General features: G+C 61.6%; 19 protein-coding genes. 16 read left to right on the plus strand and 3 right to left on the minus strand.

Annotated elements, in window-relative coordinates:
- The 9 genes from VMA09_14355 to VMA09_14395 all read left to right on the plus strand — a co-directional run.
- A partial coding sequence (locus tag VMA09_14355) for a hypothetical protein (protein ID HUA34786.1) occupies positions 1-912 on the plus strand: 912 nt, incomplete at its 5' end.
- Positions 913-945: 33 nt separating this feature from the next.
- Positions 946-1893 carry an ACP S-malonyltransferase gene (fabD, locus tag VMA09_14360; GenBank protein ID HUA34787.1) on the plus strand — a complete coding sequence of 316 codons (948 nt, stop codon included), beginning with the start codon at positions 946-948 and terminating at the stop codon, positions 1891-1893.
- Between the two features lie 203 nt (positions 1894-2096).
- Positions 2097-2336: an acyl carrier protein gene (gene acpP, locus VMA09_14365; GenBank protein ID HUA34788.1), complete on the plus strand. Its 240-nt coding sequence runs from the start codon at positions 2097-2099 to the stop codon at positions 2334-2336.
- A 97-nt stretch (positions 2337-2433) separates the two neighbouring features.
- The gene (gene nrdR / locus VMA09_14370) at positions 2434-2928 is read left to right on the plus strand and encodes a transcriptional regulator NrdR (GenBank protein HUA34789.1); all 495 of its coding nucleotides are present in this window, start codon (positions 2434-2436) and stop codon (positions 2926-2928) included.
- Between the two features lie 8 nt (positions 2929-2936).
- Positions 2937-4052, plus strand: coding sequence for a bifunctional diaminohydroxyphosphoribosylaminopyrimidine deaminase/5-amino-6-(5-phosphoribosylamino)uracil reductase RibD (gene ribD / locus VMA09_14375; GenBank protein ID HUA34790.1), 1116 nt, complete (start codon positions 2937-2939; stop codon positions 4050-4052).
- Positions 4053-4129: 77 nt separating this feature from the next.
- Entirely contained in the window at positions 4130-5344 is a 1215-nt protein-coding gene (gene ribA, locus VMA09_14380) for a GTP cyclohydrolase II (GenBank protein HUA34791.1), read from the plus strand.
- 29 nt (positions 5345-5373) lie between these two features.
- Positions 5374-5820 carry a transcription antitermination factor NusB gene (gene nusB / locus VMA09_14385; protein HUA34792.1) on the plus strand — a complete coding sequence of 149 codons (447 nt, stop codon included), beginning with the start codon at positions 5374-5376 and terminating at the stop codon, positions 5818-5820.
- Positions 5801-6403 carry an LPS assembly lipoprotein LptE gene (gene lptE, locus VMA09_14390; protein ID HUA34793.1) on the plus strand — a complete coding sequence of 201 codons (603 nt, stop codon included), beginning with the start codon at positions 5801-5803 and terminating at the stop codon, positions 6401-6403. The genes nusB and lptE overlap by 20 nt, the downstream gene beginning before the upstream one ends.
- 6 nt (positions 6404-6409) lie before the next feature.
- Positions 6410-7480, plus strand: a complete 1071-nt coding sequence (locus tag VMA09_14395; GenBank protein ID HUA34794.1) for a hypothetical protein — start codon at positions 6410-6412, stop codon at positions 7478-7480.
- 102 nt (positions 7481-7582) lie between these two features.
- On the opposite strand, the gene rpsT is transcribed toward VMA09_14395, so the two are convergent.
- Together rpsT and mazG are read right to left on the minus strand one after the other, a co-directional pair.
- Positions 7583-7870: a 30S ribosomal protein S20 gene (gene rpsT / locus VMA09_14400; protein ID HUA34795.1), complete on the minus strand. Its 288-nt coding sequence runs from the start codon at positions 7868-7870 to the stop codon at positions 7583-7585.
- A 148-nt stretch (positions 7871-8018) separates the two neighbouring features.
- Positions 8019-8816, minus strand: coding sequence for a nucleoside triphosphate pyrophosphohydrolase (gene mazG / locus VMA09_14405; protein HUA34796.1), 798 nt, complete (start codon positions 8814-8816; stop codon positions 8019-8021).
- Between the two features lie 65 nt (positions 8817-8881).
- On the opposite strand from mazG, the gene VMA09_14410 reads away from it, so the two are divergent.
- Entirely contained in the window at positions 8882-9640 is a 759-nt protein-coding gene (locus VMA09_14410) for a cyclase family protein (GenBank protein ID HUA34797.1), read from the plus strand.
- A gap of 3 nt (positions 9641-9643) precedes the next feature.
- Here VMA09_14410 and VMA09_14415 read toward each other — a convergent pair whose 3' ends face one another.
- Positions 9644-10405: an alpha/beta fold hydrolase gene (locus tag VMA09_14415; protein HUA34798.1), complete on the minus strand. Its 762-nt coding sequence runs from the start codon at positions 10403-10405 to the stop codon at positions 9644-9646.
- 65 nt (positions 10406-10470) lie between these two features.
- On the opposite strand from VMA09_14415, the gene VMA09_14420 reads away from it, so the two are divergent.
- The 6 genes from VMA09_14420 to VMA09_14445 all read left to right on the plus strand — a co-directional run bounded on the left by VMA09_14420 (position 10471) and on the right by VMA09_14445 (position 18683).
- A complete protein-coding gene (locus VMA09_14420; GenBank protein HUA34799.1) occupies positions 10471-13386 on the plus strand; it encodes a phospholipid carrier-dependent glycosyltransferase in 2916 nt (971 codons plus the stop codon).
- Between the two features lie 3 nt (positions 13387-13389).
- Positions 13390-14160, plus strand: coding sequence for a hypothetical protein (locus tag VMA09_14425; GenBank protein ID HUA34800.1), 771 nt, complete (start codon positions 13390-13392; stop codon positions 14158-14160).
- On the plus strand, positions 14157-16142 hold the full coding sequence (locus tag VMA09_14430) for a PA14 domain-containing protein (protein ID HUA34801.1): 1986 nt from the start codon (positions 14157-14159) through the stop codon (positions 16140-16142). Before VMA09_14425 ends, VMA09_14430 begins: the two co-directional genes overlap by 4 nt.
- 240 nt (positions 16143-16382) lie before the next feature.
- Complete coding sequence (locus tag VMA09_14435) at positions 16383-16538, plus strand: hypothetical protein (GenBank protein HUA34802.1); 156 nt, start codon at positions 16383-16385, stop codon at positions 16536-16538.
- Positions 16539-16542: 4 nt separating this feature from the next.
- Positions 16543-17025 carry a cytochrome c oxidase subunit II gene (locus VMA09_14440; GenBank protein HUA34803.1) on the plus strand — a complete coding sequence of 161 codons (483 nt, stop codon included), beginning with the start codon at positions 16543-16545 and terminating at the stop codon, positions 17023-17025.
- On the plus strand, positions 17022-18683 hold the full coding sequence (locus VMA09_14445) for a cbb3-type cytochrome c oxidase subunit I (protein ID HUA34804.1): 1662 nt from the start codon (positions 17022-17024) through the stop codon (positions 18681-18683). Before VMA09_14440 ends, VMA09_14445 begins: the two co-directional genes overlap by 4 nt.
- Position 18684: the final 1 nt, after the last annotated feature.

The raw sequence follows: 18684 nt of genomic DNA on the forward strand, positions 1-18684 counted from the left end.
ACGGCCGACCCGAAGCCGGAGATGCTCGTCCAGTTCGGCCAGCTCGGGGTGGCCTACGCGCAGATCGCGCTCGGCACCGCCGTCCCCAGGGTCGGGCTGCTCACCATCGGCGCCGAGCCCGGCAAGGGAAACGCGCTGACCCGCCGCGCCCACGAGCTGCTCGCGGCCGAGCCCGTCGGCGGCGCCCTCCCCCTGCACTTCGAGGGCAACGTGGAGGGCGGCGACCTGATGGCGGGAGCGGTCGACGTGATCGTCACCGACGGCTTCACCGGCAACGTCGCGCTCAAGACGATGGAGGGCATGGCGTCGTTCATGCTCGGCAATCTGCGCGAGCTGTTCACGGCGAACTGGCGCGGCCGGCTGTCATATCTGCTGGTGCGCAAGCATCTGTCGGAGATGCGCACCAAGCTCGATCCGCACGAGTACGGTGGCGCGCCGCTGCTCGGCGTGAGCGGCGTGTCGATAATCGCGCATGGATCGTCGAACTCGCATGCCATCCGCAACGCGCTTCGGGCCGCTGCACACGAAGCGCTCGTGAAGCAGGTGAATCCCGAGATTCTCGATATCCTCGCCAAGATTCAGCCGTCCGTTCCACTCAAGCCCGCCGGCGGCAAGGGCATCAGAGCGCTGTTCAGCAGGATGCGCGAGCGCTTGCAACGTCATCCCAAGGATGGCGATCCATCGAAGACCGGCGAGGCGCCCGAGCGCACCGCGCCTGATCGCAAGCGCACCGGAGAGCTCCTGACCGCAAATGGCGCCGCGCCCCATGACGTTGCTCCGCGGCCCTCGGTCGAAACCGCCCCCGTTCTCAATGGATCGGCATCCAACGGATCGGCGGCCAATGGCGAGCGGCCTGCGAAAGAACAGACCAAGCCGGCCGAGCCGCCGCTCGAACCGCCAACCAAACATTAAGAACCGCATCTATCTTCGAGGCCCGCGCACACGATGAAACTCGCTTACCTGTTTCCCGGCCAAGGCGCCCAGCGCGTCGGCATGGGTGTCGAACTTTGCCAGAACTTCGAGATCGCAAAGCGTACCTTCGAAGAAGCCGACGAGGCCCTTGGCTTCAAGCTCTCAAAGCTCTGCTTCGAAGGACCCGAGGACGAGCTGCGGCTCACCGCTAATACCCAGCCTGCGATGGTCACTGCGGCGATCGCGGCGCTGCGCGTCTATGAATCCGAGTTCGAGCCGCGCGCGGATGTGGCTGCCGGTCACAGCCTCGGCGAATACAGCGCGCTCGTTGCGGCTGGCGCGCTTCAATTTGCCGATGCGGTGCGCGCGGTTCGCGAGCGCGGCCGGCTGATGCAGGAGGCGTGTCCGCCGGGGCAGGGTGCGATGGCGGCGCTTATCGGCCTCGAGCTGCCGCAGGTGAAAGATATCTGCGCGACGGTTTCGAGCGGCGGCGAGATCGCCGTGCCGGCAAATCTCAACGCGCCCGGCCAGATCGTGATCGCGGGACATGCCAAGCCCGTCGCCAGGGCGCTCGAGCTCGCCAAGGAACGCGGCGCGACGATGTCTGTCGAGCTCAAGGTGAGCGCACCTTTCCATTGTCCGCTGATGAAGCCCGCGCAGGATGGAATGACGCCGGTGCTGAATGCGCTCAAAGTGGGACAGTTCAAATTTCCCGTGGTCGCAAACGTGACTGCCGAGCCGAATCGGGATCCGTCGCGCGTCGTGCCGCTCCTTATCGGACAGATCACGTCGCCGGTGCGATGGGAAGAAACGATGAACGTGATCGCGCAGCTCGGCGTAACCGACGCGATCGAATTCGGATGCGGCCGGGTGCTGATGGGCCTGATGCGCCGCGCGTATCGCTCGATAAAAGTGCGCCCGCTCGAAGACCTGGCATCGTACAAGGCCGTCGGCGACGCAGCGCGCGCCGACAAGGCATAGTGAGGGCGAAGCCGGACGCGACCAGTCAACTTGCGTAGATTTGATCAAGCCCCTATGCTGGCGACACAATTGACCAGCGTGCCGCTCCAATGTACTTTTTGCACCCGTCAATCGAAGGCGTGCCAGGGGCTTCGCGGTACAAAGGATTTCATTAAGACGTGAGGCCGGCCCAACGCCGGACCGCCAGGAGGAACTAGAGCACGATGGCAGCGGACATCGAAAACAAGGTTCGTGAGAAGATCGCCGAGCAACTCGGCGTTGCGTCCGACGAAGTCACGCCCGAAGCGTCGTTTATCGAAGACCTGGGTGCGGATTCGCTCGATATCGTCGAACTCGTGATGGCGCTCGAAGAAGAGTTCAATATCGAGATCTCCGACGAGGACGCGGAGAAGATTCGCACCGTCAAGGACGTCGTGTCATATATCGAGGCTCACAAGAGCTGATCTCACTGAACTCATCGTTCGCGTTTTGTAACTCGTTGGCGCGGCGGCCTGGTGCCGCCGCGTCATTTTTGGCGCCTCCGCTCGCGATCACTTAGCCATGCGCTGCCCCTTCTGCCGGCATCGCGGAAACCGCGTCGTCGATTCGCGCCTTTCGGCCGACGGATCGATGATCCGGCGCAGGCGCGCCTGCACCTCGTGCCGCAAGCGCTTCACCACCTACGAGCGCGTCGAAGAGCAGGCGCCGATGGTGGTCAAGAAGGACGGGCGCCGCGAGCCGTTCGACCGGCAGAAGATCATCGCGGGGCTCAAGCGCGCCTGCGAGAAGCGACCCGTCTCGATGGAAACGATCGAGCAGGTCGTTGCCAATATCGAGACCGCGGTGAACGAGCAGGGCGATCGCGAGGTGGCGAGCTCGTTTATCGGCGGCGCGATCATGAACGAGCTGCACAAGATCGACCAGGTCGCCTACGTGCGCTTCGCGTCGGTGTATCGCTCGTTCAAGGATATCGACGAGTTCATGCACGAGCTCGAAGACCTGATTCGCCAGCGCAAGGGTAGCCCGCGCGGCGACAAGAAGTCCGACCAGTCCTAGAACGAATCATGGCGAACGCGTCGCTCGACGAACGCTTCATGCGCGAGGCCCTGGCTCTCGCCGAGGGACGCGTCGGCCTGACCTCGCCGAATCCCGCCGTGGGCTGCGTGATCGTGCGCGGCGGCAAAGTGATCGGGCGCGGCGCGACTGCTGTCGGCGGACGGCCGCATGGCGAGACCGAAGCGCTGCGAGAGGCTGGCTCGCGTGCACGCGGCGCGACTGCCTACGTGACTTTCGAGCCGTGTGCGCACCAGGGCAAAACTCCGCCGTGCGCGAAAGCCCTGGTTGATGCGGGAATCGCGCGCGTCGTGGTCGCGACGATCGATCCTTATCCTCCGGTGCGAGGACGTGGCGTTGCAATCCTGCGCCGCGCCGGAATCGAGGTGTCCGTCGGGTTGCTCGAGGCGTCGGCGCGCCAGGTGAACGAAGGCTTCATCACGCGCGTGACGCGCGGGCGCCCATTCGGATTGCTGAAGCTTGCGATGTCGCTCGATGGACGTATCGCAGCGAAGAGCGGCGACTCGAAGTGGATCAGCTCCGACGAGTCGCGCGCGCTAGTGCATCGATGGCGCCGCGAATGTGACGCCGTCATCGTCGGCGCCGGCACCGTGATCGCCGATAATCCGCGGCTCACCTGCCGCGCGAAGGACGGCCGCGATCCGCTGCGTGTTGTCGTCGATGCAAAGCTGCGCACGCCGGCGAAGTCTCGCGTCTTCACGCAGAGATCGAATGCCGGGACGATCTTCATCACGATCCCGAAAAATCTGGCGCGCGCCCGCAAACTGTATACGCGCGCAAATGTTGAAGTCGTAGCGGCAGCCGAAAAAGACGGCGAGATCGATCTGCGCGCCGCTATGAAAGAGCTTGGCCGCCGCGGCATTAACAAAGTGCTGTTCGAGGGCGGGGCGCACACTGCGGCGTCAGCGCTCAAGGCTGGCGTAATCGATCGCGTCGCGTTCTTCGTCGCGCCGCGGATCATCGGCGGCGGCACCTCCGCGGTCGATGGCCTCAGCTTCCGGCGCGTCCGCGACGCGCTCTCGATGGGTCGCCTGATAGCCCGTCCCATCGGCCCCGATCTCCTGATCGAAGCCGAACCCCAACGGCGCTCGCGCAAGCTCTCCTGACGCCTAACGCTCGTTTGGTTGTGCCACTGGTTGCGTTCTTCGGGCGGTGGTAATATCTGAAGTTCGCGGGTGGTCCGATGGCATCAGCTACGCTCGAAGACGCATTCAATCAGATTCGCGAAGGCCGGATGGTCGTCATGCTCGCCGAGGAGCGCGCGGACGCCGAAGGCGACCTCGTGATGGCGGCAGAGAAGGTCACGCCCGACCACGTCAACTTCATGGCGCGTGAGGCGCGCGGCGTGGTCTCGGTTGCGCTGACTGACAAACGCTTTCGCGAGTTGGGTATCCCGCTCGCGACTTCGTCCGACGACACCGACGCCGCCGAGCAGGCCGGTGCGCTGGTCGAAGCGCGCGAAGGCGTGACTACCGGAATCTCCGCGCCCGATCGCGCGCGCACCGTCGGTGTGCTTGCCGATACGACGTCGGGGCCCGAAAGTATCGTGATGCCGGGGCATGTGCTGCCGCTGATGGCATTGAGCGGCGGTGTCATGATGCGCCTCGGCAGGGCCGAGGGCGCGGTTGATCTCGTGCGCTCGGCGCGAATGCGTCCGGCGGCCGCGCTCTGCACTATCTTGCGCGAGGACGGCGAAGCGGCTCAGCTCCCCGATCTCGCCGAGTTCGCCAAGCGGCACGAGATGCCGCTCTGTTTCATCAAGGATTTGATTGCTTATCGCCTCACCAACGAAGTGCTGGTGCAGCGCGTTTCCGAAGTTCCGTTTCCGATCGCGAGCGGGCGCGGGCTGCGCGCGGTCGTTTATCGAAACATCGTCGATGGCCGCGAGCATCTTGCTTTAATCAAGGGCAACGTTGGCGGCGGTCGTCCCGCTCTCGTGCGACTCCATTCGGAGTGCCTCACGGGCGACGTGTTTTCGAGTGCGCGATGCGACTGTGGCGCGCAGCTCGAAGAGGCGATCGCGCGAATCATGGAAGCTGACGCCGGAGTCATCATCTACCTGCATCAGGAAGGGCGCGGAATCGGGCTCGGCAACAAGATTCGCGCCTACGCTTTGCAGGACCAGGGGATGGACACGGTCGAGGCAAACCTGCATCTCGGCTTCGAGGAAGATCTCCGCGACTACGGGATCGGCGCGCAAATTCTGCGCGACCTCGGTGTGGGCGAGGCGCGGCTCCTGACCAACAATCCGCACAAGATCGAAAGCCTCAAAGGCTACGGCGTGAGCGTCGCGCGGGTGCCGATCGAGGTCGAGCCGCACTCGGGCAATATCTCCTATTTGCGCACCAAGAAAGAAAAGCTCGGCCATCTGTTTTCGCATCTGAAGCTGGCTAACTGACGGAGCACGTTCCGAACGCGCGAGAAGTTATGGGACTTAGGCATCTCGGCCGTGAGCTCGCGCTCAAGGCGCTCTATCGCAACGACATCTGCGGCACTTCCACCAACGAGGACCTCGTGCAGTTCTTCGAGGACTTTACCGCCGACGAGCGCGCGCGCAAGTTTGCGCTCGGCCTGGTCGATGGCGTGCGCAAGGAGAAGGAAGCGCTCGACAAGCATATCGCGGCGGCGCTCGAGAACTGGTCGATCGGACGGCTTTCGCGCGTCGATCATAATATCCTGCGGCTGGCGCTCTACGAGCTGCTCTATGTTGACGATATTCCCGCGCGAGTGACGATTGACGAAGCGATCGAGCTGGCTAAGGCCTACGGCGATCAGGAGTCGGGCCGTTTCGTCAACGGCGTTATCGATCAGATCGCGGGGCGGTTGAGTCTCAGGCAGAAGGGTGAAAACAGCGATGCGACGAAGACTGAGTAGCGTCGGCTTCGCGGCGCTCTTGATGGTCATCCCGCTTCTGGCCGGATGTGGCTATCACTTTGCCGGCTCAGGTGAGGCGCTGCCGGGTGGCGCGAAGACGATCTACGTCGATAAGTTCACCAACAAGACGCGCTTCACGGGGCTCAACGACCAGTTCATGCGCTACATGAAGGACGAAATCGCGCTCCACGATCGATTGCAGGTCGTTGACAGTCCGTCACAGGCCGACTTGATCCTGACCGGTTCGATCAACTCCGCCGATACGCTGCCCAGCTCTTTCAACTCTGCGCTCGAACCGACGATCTACGATCAAACCATGATGATCTCGGCGCGGCTCAAAGATACGCGTGAAAACAAAATCGTGTGGCAGACTCGCGGTGTAACCGGCCTGCAACATGCGCCAGTGGTAGCGCAGTCTATAACCACGACGACGCCAAGCTTCCTCAAACAGAACCTGCGTGGCGGCGACTATGCGCAAATGCAGGACATCCAGGTGGCAGATACGCAGACCTCGTTCTACCAGGGGGCGCTGATGCAACAGATCGCGCAGAACCTGTACTCGCAGATGGCCGAGGGCTTCTAACGCCCCATGCCCGTCGAAAACGCGCTCGCGTTTTTTCGATCGATAAACACCCGGAAGCTGCCGCCGGTCATCCTGATTTTCGGACCGCATGCGTTCCTGCGCGAGTATGCGCTCGACCTGGTGGCGCGCCGGCTCGCCGCCGAGGGTTTCAAGTATCGATCTTTCCAAATCGGCAGCGGCAGTGACTACGGCGAAGTTTTGAGCGAGATACGCGAGCCCGACCTGTTCGCGGCAAAGAAACTCGTCGCATGCCGCGTCCTGCGCTCGCGGCGCGAAAAAGCCGACGAGGGCGATTCTACTGATGGCGCGGAAACGAAGCGCGGCGGCTCCGACGAGAATGCGCTCGCCGAAGCAGTCGCAGATACGCGCGGCCCGAATCATCTCGTGCTGCTCTACGAGCGCGACAACGCCGCCGCGAAAGTCAGACGCGCAGCGGAAGCCTCGGGCCTGCTTGTCAATTGCATGCGGCCCTTTGACAATCAGCTCGATCAATACGTACAGGCCTTCGCGCAGTCGGTAGGACTTCGCCTCGCGCCGGGAGCTGTCGATCTTTTGATCTCCAGACATGCTTCCGATCTTGCCGCGATCGCCAACTCAGTCGAGAAGGCGCGCATCTTCGCGGCGGAGGGCAAGCCGATCCAGGCCGCCGATCTGGACGAGCAGGGCGCGCGCCGGATGCCCGAGGCGTTCGAGCTGGCCGAGAGCATCTCGCGCGGGCGCACCACGATGGCGCTCGCGCAATTGCAGCGCTCGTTGGCTCTTGGGCGCGACGTGTTCGAGATTCTCGCGGTCGAAGTGATTCCGCTGCTACGCCGCATGATGATAGCGGCAACGATGTCCAAGGCACGGCGCTCGAGCGGTGAGATCGCGTCGGCGCTGGGTCTCCCGCCGCAGAGCGGTCTCGCCATGCGAGCGACCGAAGGTGCCCGACGCCTCGGCCTCGATGCGATCGAGCGCGCCTACTGGCGCGCGTGCACGATGGACGCGGATTTCAAGAACGGCGAGCTGCGCGAGCGCGACGAGGCGCTGGCTGGACTGGTTCTGGAACTGACGGGAGCAGGCGCTGGGGATCGTTGAGCCGAAATCTAAAGGATCAGAAGAAGATCACCACAAAGACACGAAGGACACTAAGATCCTTGCTTCTGACCTTAGTGTCCTTGGTGCCTTCGTGATGATCTTTTAATTTGCTGTTTTCGCGAACTTGCGATGGAGACTCGCCGACAGGCGGGCCACTTTGCGACTGGCAGTATTGGGGTGGATCGTCCCGCTGCTCGCAGCTTTATACAGCACTTTGGTCGCCTGCTTGAGCTGGGCGCGCGCCTTGGCCTCGTCGCTGCCTTCGATCGCGACCTGGGCGTCCTTGGCGGCGGAGCGCGCGCGGCTGCGGACGAGGCGATTTTGCTCCGCGCGTTTAAGGTTCTGACGATGGCGCTTCTGCGCCGACGGATGAACTGGAATATGCGGCATAACCCTTTTTAATTAACAGCGCCCGCTGGGTGGGTCAATATGGGTGGCGCGGATCGCGCTTCCGATGGCCGCAACTACTGAGAATATTCATGTGAGAGAATATTCATAACAGCAATTCAGATTTATCATGGACATTGCCGAGCGATAGTCAGGCTCGTTTGCGTTTCACTTGCTGCCACAGCTTTTCGATTTCACGCGGCTTCATTCGCTTTAAATTGAGCTTCTTCGATTTTGCGAGTTCTGCCAGCGCATCGAAGCGGTCGATAAATTTTTCGCAGGCCCGGCGCAGCGTCTCTTCGGCGTTGTGCGCGATGAAGCGGGGCGCGTTCGCCAGCGCGAGCATCATGTCGCCGAGCTCCATCCCAGCCGCCTTTTCGTCGCCGCGCTTCAGCGCGTCCTCGACTTCGGCGAGTTCTTCGCGGACCTGCTCCAGCACGCCGTGGATATTTGGCCAGTCCATTCCGCGCCGGCGCGCTTTTTCGCCGAGCTTCTCCGCGCGCATCAAGGAGGGCAAGCCGTGTCCCGTTCTCTTCAAACCCTTTGGCCGGCCCTTTGCCGCTGCTTCTTTCTCCTTGATGCGCTCCCAGTTCTCGATCACCTTTGCGACGGTCACCGCCTTGCCGTTGGCGAAAACATGCGGATGCCGCCGCACGAGCTTCACCTGGGCCTCAGCGAGGACCGATGCGATGTCGTATTTCGATTGCTCGCCGAGAATCTCAGCGACGTAGAGGGTTTGTACGATGAGGTCGCCGAGCTCCTCGGCGGCGTCGCCCTTGTCGCCTGAGCTGATGGCGTCCACTGTTTCGTAGGCTTCTTCGAGCATGTGCCGCGTCGTATCGCGCAGCCGCAACGCGCGATCCCAGGGGCATTTCTTGCGCAGCTCGTGAACCGTCTCAATCAACTCGGCGAACCTGCTCGCCGCATCATTCTTCGATCGTCGGGCCATCGGGCGAAGTTTAACATGGTTCACGCACGAATCGCGCGCGGATAGAATTTTTTCACGAGGTCGTCATGAGAATTATCGACATCGGCGTTCCGCTCGAAGCTGCTCCCGTCGCGCCCTGGACGTATCGATTCAAACGCGTCGAGCACGACGAAGGGGCGCGCGCGATGCTCAAGTTGTTCAAGGGCTCGGCGGTCGGCGACTATCCAGAATCGATGGGACTTGGATGGGAAACGATCACGCTCACCGGTCACGCGGGGAACCATATCGATGCGCCGTGGCATTTCGGTCCGCTATGCGAAGGGCGTCCGGCACGCACGATCGATCAGATCCCGCTCGAATGGTGCTACGGACCGGGCGTGCGGCTCGACTTTCGCCATCGCCAGGGCGAAGACATTACCATCGAGGACATCGAGCGCGAGCTGGAGCATATCGATTATCGTCTGAAGCCGCTCGATATCGTGCTGCTGTGGACGGGCGCCGACGAGTTTATCGAAGACGTCCACGAATACACGCGGCGGCAGGCCGGCCTCTCGGTTGAAGGGCAGCATTACCTGCTCGACCACGGCGTCAAGCTGATCGGAATCGACGGAATTGCGATGGACGTGTCGTTCGCGACGATGCAGCGCGCGTTTCGCGAGGGCCAGCCCGATCCGTTTTTTCCGGCGCACTTCGTGGGCCGCGCGCGCGAGCATCTTCATATGGAGAAGCTCGCCAACCTCGGCGCAATCCCATATCCGCACGGATTTATCGTGAGCGCGCTGCCGATCAAGATCACCGGCGCGAGCGCGGGATGGGTGCGGCCGGTTGCGATCGTCGAGGACTGATTGTTACGCCGAGATGATCGGCGACAGCACCTTGTCAGTCAGGAAGCTCGAAAGATCCTGCAGCACTTCGGCGGTGATCTCGTGGCCGCAATCGTACTCCTTGAACTGTACCGGGACGCGAAGCTCGCGCAGCGTTTCGATTGAGGCACGCGCGCGCGTAATTTCGATCATGTCGTCGGCACGGCCGTGCTGCACCAGCGTCGGCAGCACTTCGAGCGCGGCTGGATCGCCAGCTTCCTCTTTAATCTCCGGCGGCAGGAAAGTTGAGAGCCCCACCAGCGCGGCGAAGCGCGTTGGATTCCTGAGCGCGATGCGATACGCCATCATCCCGCCCTGGCTGAAGCCGAGCAGCACGGTCTTGCGCTTGTCGATCGGATAGCGCGCGAACGCTTCGTTGATAAACTCGGTCGCGGCCTTGCGCGCATCCTCGATCGCGACCCGGTCGGGCGTCCCGCCCATCCGAATCGGGAACCATGCGTAGCCGCGCGTCGGTCCGATCGGCACTTCGAGCGGTCCTTGCGGACAGATGACCATGAACTGGCCGTCGGCGATGTACGGGGCGAGGCCGAGCAGGTCGAGCGCGTTGGCGCCGAAGCCATGCATCGCGATGATCGTGGGATGGGGACCCGGACCCGACGGTTCGTGCAGCGTATGGATCAGGCGCATCGAAGTGGTCTCCTCGGCCAGCAGATGCGGCATCATAGTCGCGTCGGGACCGATGTGAAAAGTCGCCGTGGTGCGAGGCTGTTCATCGCGCGCCCACAAATCGGTATCTTACTCGCGCCGGAGCGAGCACTTTTGGTGAAGATTTACGAAGGGTGGCTGAGTTGATGCTTCTTGAAAACAAGGAGCCAAGTGCGCTAGCGCGGCCGTGGCGCTCATGGCTGGCGATACTGCTCGGCCTCATTGCGTTCGCAGCGGCAGCGCCGCCGGGGCCGGTGACGGGCAATTTCGCGGGCCTGATTTCAGGAGTCATCCTGCTTGCGATTCTTTCCTACGCGTACGCGACCACGGTCCGGCCGCTTTCGAGCGACATGGTCAATGCGATCGCGATCCTGGTTGCGATCGCGCTGGTCAAGCTGGTTCTGCTCAATCTTTTTCCCGGCTTCCGCGTCGACGTGGGCACCTATGAATCGTGGGCGCTGCAGATCGCGGACCACGGGCCCGCGCAGACATACCAGTCCGGATATTTTCTCGATTACCCGCCCGGCTACCTGTACATGCTGTGGGTCTGCGGCCTCGTCGCGCATGCCGTCAATGCCTCGGGCGACGTCCTCGACATCATCGTAAAAAGCCCGCCGCTCATCGCGGATTTCGCGCTCGCGCTCGCGATTTACATCTACGTGAAGCGCGGTCCGCGTGCGCAGTTCGCCGTGCTCGCGATGCTGATGGTCGCGCTCAATCCCGCGCTCCTATACGACACGATCGTCTGGGGGCAGAGCGACTCGATTCTCACGCTGACGACGATTCTCACCCTGATTGCGATTCTGGCCGAGCGCTTCGAGCTGGCATGGGCGGTCGCGGCGCTCTCGGTGCTGATCAAGCCGCAGGGGTTGATGATCCTGCCGATGCTGGCGCTCTGGACGATGCTCGAGACGCCGTTCATGACGTGGGTGTCGTCGGCCGCAGCGTTCATCGGCGCGTTCTTTATCGGTATCGCGCCCTTCCAGATCGGTCACGAATGGAACTGGATCATCAAGCTCTATACTTCGACGGCAGCCTATTATCACGAAACCTCCGTCAACGCCTTCAACCTGATGGCGTTGATTGGCGGCCTGCGCAGCAACGACGGCGACACTATCGGCGGCGTTTCATACTTCGCGCTGGGGATGAGCCTGCTGATTCCGCTCTATGCCTATATCGCGTGGATCGTCGCGCGCACGCGCAACGCAGAGCGGCTCTTCTATGCCGCGTTCATCGCAGTGTTTGGCTTCTTCATGGTCGCGCCGCGGATGCATGAGCGTTACGTGATCCCCGCGGTCGTGCTCGCGATCCCGCTCGCGCTCGAATCGACCGAGATGATGATCGTGTTCGGGCTTGTAACCGTAACGGGATGCTTCAACCTCGCCTACGTCCTGCACACGCTGACGACGGTCGTGTTCCTCAACGGCCGCGACGGGCTCGCGATGTTCGCGTCCGTGCTGAACGTAATCGCGCTGGGCATCGCAGTTTACTATGGCGTGACCCTTCTGCAGGCCAAGGGCGGAGCCCAGGAAGGCGCACTGCTGCAAGCGCTGCGCCGGATGGGCGAGAAGGCCCGCGAGAAAGCCGCGCTGGAGGTTTCCGACAACGCGGAGCCGAGCGCGCCGCTTGAATGGCTGCGGGTCGACACTATCGTGACCGCGGCAATGCTCGTGGTCGCCGGTTTCACGCGCTTCTGGCGTCTCGCGACGCCGCCCGAGATTGTTTTCGACGAGGTTCATTTCGTCGCGCAGGCGCGCCACTACCTGCGTTCCGAGTCGTTTCTCGATCCCCATCCGCCGCTGGCGAAGATGGTGATCGCGCTGGGAATCTACCTGTTCGGCGACCATTCCTGGGGATGGCGCGTCGGCAATGCGACGCTCGGCACGCTGCTGGTGGGGATCACTTATTTATTGGTGCGCAGGATGTCGCGATCGCGGCTGGCGGCGGGGCTGGCGGCGCTATTCATAATGATCGATGGACTTTACCTGGTCGATTCCCGTATCGGCGTGATCGATATCGTCTATTTGACCTGCGCGGCATTTGCCTACTGGCTATTCTTCGTTTTTGTCGATACTAGCGATCCGCGGGCGCGCCGGCGCTTGCTGATCGGAATAGGAATCGCACTCGGACTCTGCCTCGGCTCGAAACTATATATTCCCGCGATCACGTTCCTGCTCGTGACCGGATTTCTGATCTACGTAGTATGGCGCGACTACGCGGCGCCGGCGCGCGAGTCTATCGAGGATTCGACCATCCGCCGAACGGCGCGCGACAGCCGTCTCGCCGGCACGCTCGCGATCGTGGGCGGTGTCGCGACGATCGCATATCTCGCCACTTTCACGCTTCACTTCACGGAAGGTTACTGGTCAGGGATCGAGGATCTCTTTCACTATTACGGCCAGGTGATTTGGTACGAGAACAGCGTCTCGACCGCTACCCATCCGTACTCGTCGCCGTGGTGGAGCTGGCCGCTGATGTTGCGGCCTATCGCCTACTGGCAAAATTTCCCGGCCTCGGGACCTGTAGTTGCGACGATTTGGGGCGGCGGCAACCCGCTTATCTGGTGGGGCGCGCTGACCGGGATCACGATCACCGCGGTGCATGCGATCGAGCGGCCGTCGCTGGCGCGCTGGTTCCTCGTGATTGGCTACCTGTCGTATATCGTCATCTGGATCCCGATCGGACGCACGCTTTTTCTCTATCACTACATGGCGTCGGTTTACCTGGGATACGTGGCGCTCGCGCTCGTGCTGGCCGGATGTTGGGAGGGACGCGGCGATCCGTTTGAGCACTCGGCGCTGATGCTCACAATGTTCGCCGCGCTGCTGCTCGGATTGGGGTACATCGCCGGGATGCTCAGCGCATTGGCGATAGTTGGAATCTATGTCTATTTGCTGATCTATACTGACTATGCGGGCAAATACGTAGCCGCACTCTTCGTCGCCGGAGCGGTAGTGCTATTCATTTACTTTTATCCCGTATGGACAGGGATGCCGATAGAGCGCAGTGGCTATTATACGCGGATGTGGCTGCAGCAGAGCGGCTTAAGGAACTGGATCTGATCGATGACCGCTACGCTCCGCGTTACCAGAGTAATATTGGCCGCCTTGCTGCTAGTTTTTTCCGCAGGCGCGGCGCGAGCCGACGGCACTGCGCCGCTCGGCAAAAATCTGCTCGTCAACGGCGACTTCTCCAAGGGCTCAGTCGATCAACCCGACGAATGGCGCACCGAAGCGTGGTTGAACAGCCCCGAGACCTTCGCTCATCACTGGGTCCATGCGGCTGGCGGCGGTCCGAATCAACTGGAAGTTGACAATCTCAAAGCGAACGATGCGCGCTGGGAGCAGGCGGTCTCGCTGCCCGGAGGATTCTACTATCTTAGCGCCGAGGTTCGCACTGAGAATGTCGGCGCCAACGCCGACGGCGCATCGATTTCGATCATGAACGACGGCATGATGTCGCCGCTCGTTCACGGCACCAGCGATTGGCAGTCCGTCGGATTCTATTTTCGGGTCGGCCCGCATGGGGCCGATATCGACGTGGCGCTCAGGGTCGGCGGCTACGGCAGCCTCAATTCCGGGCGCGCATTCTTTCGCGATGCGAAGCTGGTGCGCGTCGATCAGCTTCCGCCCGCGGCCACGCCTTTTTACGATTGGGACGCGATTCAAAAAGCGGAGCAGCCCAAGCCCGTCGGCAAGCCGTGGACGCTGGCAGTGGTGCTAATGGCTCTCGCCGCTATCATCTTCGTCGGTTGGCGATTGCACGGTGCCGATCCCGTTCCTGTTCCCAGGTCCCGTGAAACGCGCCGCGCGAAGGGCGCGGCCGATCGCTCATGAGCGCGCACGGCGAGCGTCAGCGCCGTATCGAGAGCGCGATCTTCCTGGTTCCGTTTATCAGCTATGCCTACTTCTACCAGGGCGCTGACCAGAGCGTCGCCTGCCGGTTCGATCTCGCGCGCGCGATGCTCGAGCAGCATCGCCTGTTCATCGACGGCTACTGCGGCTACAACACCGCCGACATCATAAGTTTCGCGGGACATTACTACTCCGTCAAAGCGCCCGGCGCAGCATTTACCGCGCTCATCCCGTGGGCGCTCTTCTCGAATATACTGTTGCCTTTGTTCTGGAAGAACGAGCCTATTTACTGGGCATTTACTACATACCTGACGACCCTGTTCACGAGCGGACTGGCTACCGCCGCCGTCGGCGTCGTGATCTATCGCTTCGCGCGCTTCCTCGGCGCGACGGAAGGCCGCGGCGCCGGAGTCGCGATTCTGTTCGGGCTCGCGACGATCGCATTTCCTTACGCGACCGAGCTTACCGGTGAGCCGCTCGCCGGCGCCTCGGCGTTCACCGCGTTCTACCTGGTAGCGACCTACTCAAGTGGATCGCGCCTGCGGCGCGCTTTCCTCGCAGGATTTCTCGCGGGGTGGGCCGTTCTGAATGACTATCCGGCGTTTCTGATTGCGGCGGCGGTGGGCATTTATGCACTGTTCAAGGTGCGGCGCCTCTCTCATCTCGCGGTATTTTCGCTCGGCGCCGCGATCACGGCCGCGATAATGCTCGGGTACAACTGGGCCGCCTTCGGCAAGCCGTTGTTCTTCAGCTACCAGGCATATTCAATGCCGGGTAATAGTCAGTTTCCGGAGCAGGCGGTCGGCTTCGTCGGTCTGACGTATCCGAAGCTTCCGATCCTCTGGAATATACTTGCCGATCCGCAGCGAGGACTGTTTTTCTGCAACCCGGTTTTGATCCTGGCGATTCCAGGCGCGATCTATTTCGCGCGCGCGCGGAAATTTCGCGCCGAACTGGTGGTGATGAGTTTCGCGATCGCGTCGATGATTCTCTTCAACGCTTCTTATGGCGCTTCGATCGTGTCGTGGGGCGGCGGCACGGCGACCGGCCCGCGCCAGATCATCGCAATCGTACCGTTTATGATTTTGCCGATCGCACTTCTGCCTGCCGCATGCGATTGGCTGATCGGGGCACTTGGCACATTTTCCGCGTGGCTGATGCTGATGGCGACGGCGACCAATCCGCACTTTCCATACGAGTACGACAATCCGGTGTGGGACTTCGCCTGGCAGCTCTACCTGCGTGGCGACTTTGCCATGAATCGCGATGCATTCTTTGGCGGCGGAAATGTCGCGGGCGATACTGTGGCGTTCAATCTTGGCAAGATTCTGCATCTGCCGCGGCCGCTGCAACTCTGGCCGCTGGCTGGAATCTGGATTCTCGGCGCGCAGGAGTTGCTCGAAGTTTCGCGCGCGAGCGCGCGGTTGGCCGCACCGCGCATGACGTCGGCCGCGATCGTTCTGATGATCGCCGCGATGTTCATTCCGTCGCTCAGCGGATGGTTCTCGAAATCGGCGTTGGTGAATCGATCACATGGCCTGCTGGGCCGCTACTACTATGGCGACCAGGCTGCGCAGGAATCTCCACGCTTCGTAAGAATCGATCGCGAGATCGATTTCGACAATATCGCAGAGATGGGCGCCGTGCCGTTTCCCTCGGTCGCCGTGTGGACCGGGAGTCTGGTAGTGCCGCGCAGCGGGTTGTATGGGTTCGTGATCGAGATGGATGACTCGGGCTGGCTGAAGATAGACGACAAGTACGTGATTCGCGATCCCGGCAATATCAGCGTTCCGCGGGCCGAAGGACGGGTCTTGCTGTTTGCGGGACTGCATCGAATCGAAGTAGGCGAGCGCAATATCGCCGGCGGATCATACGCTCATCTCAAGTGGGTTCCGCCGGGAGGCGATCCCAACTGGCCAACCGTCGTGCCGGGCGACTTGCTGCTCCCCGATCGCCCTTCTTGATACCTCACTGAACCAATCCGAGGGTTGCGACAGTCTGTCAGCTTTCTGTCGCTTTCGCCGAAATTCCGACACTCATTGCTATGTCGAGCCAGTGACGCCTTTGGCGACAATTGGCCAGCGTCGTTGATGCAGTTGGAATCAACTTTGTCCGCTTTAGATGCGCCGTTCGATGCGATCTCGATGGCACGCTCCTTGTACCACAGCACCCGTAAGCATTTCGCGAGGAAGGTTGGGAGAGCAATGGCAGAAGTGCAGCGGGGCGCAACGGCAGAAGGGCATGAGGGCAGCGGAAGCGAGGTTCCACCTCCGGTGGGAACGACGTTTCTGCTGGTGCTCTACATCCTGCTGCTGAGCGCGATGTGGGGCTTTATGTATCTCGGACTGCTCGACCGCTAGCCTCATGGAAACCTACGAAAAGGGCTTCCTGGTTGCGTCCGGGGTCATTCTGATCGCGTTCCTCGGCGCGCTGGCCTACAGCGTATTCGTGATGGGCGTTTCGATGCCGGGGCGGGCGCAGATGATCGCGTGCTCGACGGATCAGCGGCTGCGCAAGATCCTGCGTGTGACGCCGCCCTTTAATAGTCCGGGCGTTCACCAGATCGCACCGGGGAAATATGAAGTAGCGGTCATCGGTCAGACCTGGTCGTTCACTCCGGATGACATCGAGATTCCACTCGGAGCGGAAGTGACCTTCCGCGCGACCTCGTCGGATGTAATTCATGGCTTCATGATCGTCGGCACCAATGTGAACATGATGCTTATCCCGGGCGAGGTATCGACTGAGACGTATCGCTTCACGCGGCCGGGAGAATACCTGCTGCTGTGCCATGAATACTGCGGCCGGCTACATCACACGATGTCGGGAAAAGTGGTGGTTAAATGAGCGCCCCTATCGTCGCGGAGCCCAATGGCTTCGAGCTGCCGGAGAATCAGCTCGCTGTCATCCGGTGGAATATACTATTTGGCTTTGCGGTGCTCGCGGTGGGTGTGCTGTTCGGTCTCGAGCAGGCGCTCAACTACGCCAGGATCGATGCCGTCAAATACTATCCCGGTATTCATTCGTACTATCAGGGCCTGACCCTTCATGGCGTGTTGAACGCGCTCGTACTCACGACGGCGTTTGCAAATGGATTCGTCTCGCTGACCACGGCGCGCGGACTAGGTCGAGCGCTGAACGGCGCGCTGCTGCAGATCGCATTCTGGCTATTGCTCATCGGTTCGTTGCTGGCCGCGTTCGCGATGCTGACCGATCACGCAAACGTGCTCTACACCTTTTACCCGCCGTTGCAGGCGCAATGGACGTTTTACTTGGGCCTGGCGATGGTGGTGATCAGCACCTGGGTAACGAGCGCGAATCAGCTCGTAATGCTGCGCGCGTGGCGCCGCGAGCACCCCGGCGAGCGCATCCCGCTGATGGCCTTCATGTCGGTCACTACCTACATCATGTGGGATATCGCGTCGGTCGGCCTCGCGGTTGAAGTCGTCGGACTGCTCTTGCCGTGGTCGCTCGGACTGATCGCCGGTTCCGATCCGCTGCTCAGCCGCACGCTGTTCTGGTTTACCGGCCATCCGATCGTATATTTCTGGCTATTGCCAATATACATCTCATGGTACGGGTTGATTCCGAAGCAGTCTGGCGGGTTGCTTTTCAGCGATACGCTGACCCGGATTGCGTTCCTGATGTTCATCGTCCTCGTGCCGGTCGGGTTCCATCATCAGTTTCTCGATCCCGGGGTTCCAGAAAAGATTAAGTTCGCCGTCACGATACTCACTTTCGGAATATTTTTTCCCAGCCTGATGACGGCGTTCGCAGTTATGTATGCGCTCGAGATCGCAGGACGGCGGGCGGGAGGCACCGGCCTCATCGGATGGTTCTTCAGGATCCCGTGGAGCAATCCATCGGTGAGCGCCCAGGTGCTGGGGATGCTGGCGTTTTTACTCGGCGGCATTTCCGGACTGATGAACGCGAGCTTCTCGATGAATCTCGATATTCACAACACCGCCTTCATCCCCGGGCATTTCCATCTGACGCTCGGTACTGCGGTTGCTCTATCATACATGGGAATCGCGTATTGGCTGATCCCCTATTTGTTCAAGCGCAAACTGTGGATGCCGCGACTCGCGGTCGTTCAGGCGTTTCTCTATTTCGGCGGCGTGCTGATTTTCTCGCGTGGCATGATGTATGGCGGCCTGCACGGGATGCCGCGGCGAACGGCGCTCGCACTCAGCACCTACGATCAGCCGGCGTGGCATGCGGCCGGTGCGATGGCCGCGATTGGCGGCACGATCATGTTCATCAGCGCGATGCTGTTCTTCCTTGTGCTGGTGATGACGATCGTTGCGGGAGAGCGGGGCGCGCGCGAGGACGTGCCGTTCACGGCGACAGTGCAGGCGCCGGCGCTCTCAGGATGGCCGGTGAAGCTCGATGCGTTGCGCTACTTCGTCGTCGCGTCGGTCGTGTTGTGTATCCTGGTCTACGGCCCGTTCCTCTATATGTACCTGCCGCCGCACCTGGGGATCCTGCCGCTCCGGTATCCTTGAG

The organism is Candidatus Binataceae bacterium, from assembly GCA_035508495.1.
Classification (GTDB): Bacteria; Desulfobacterota; Binatia; order Binatales; family Binataceae; genus JASHPB01.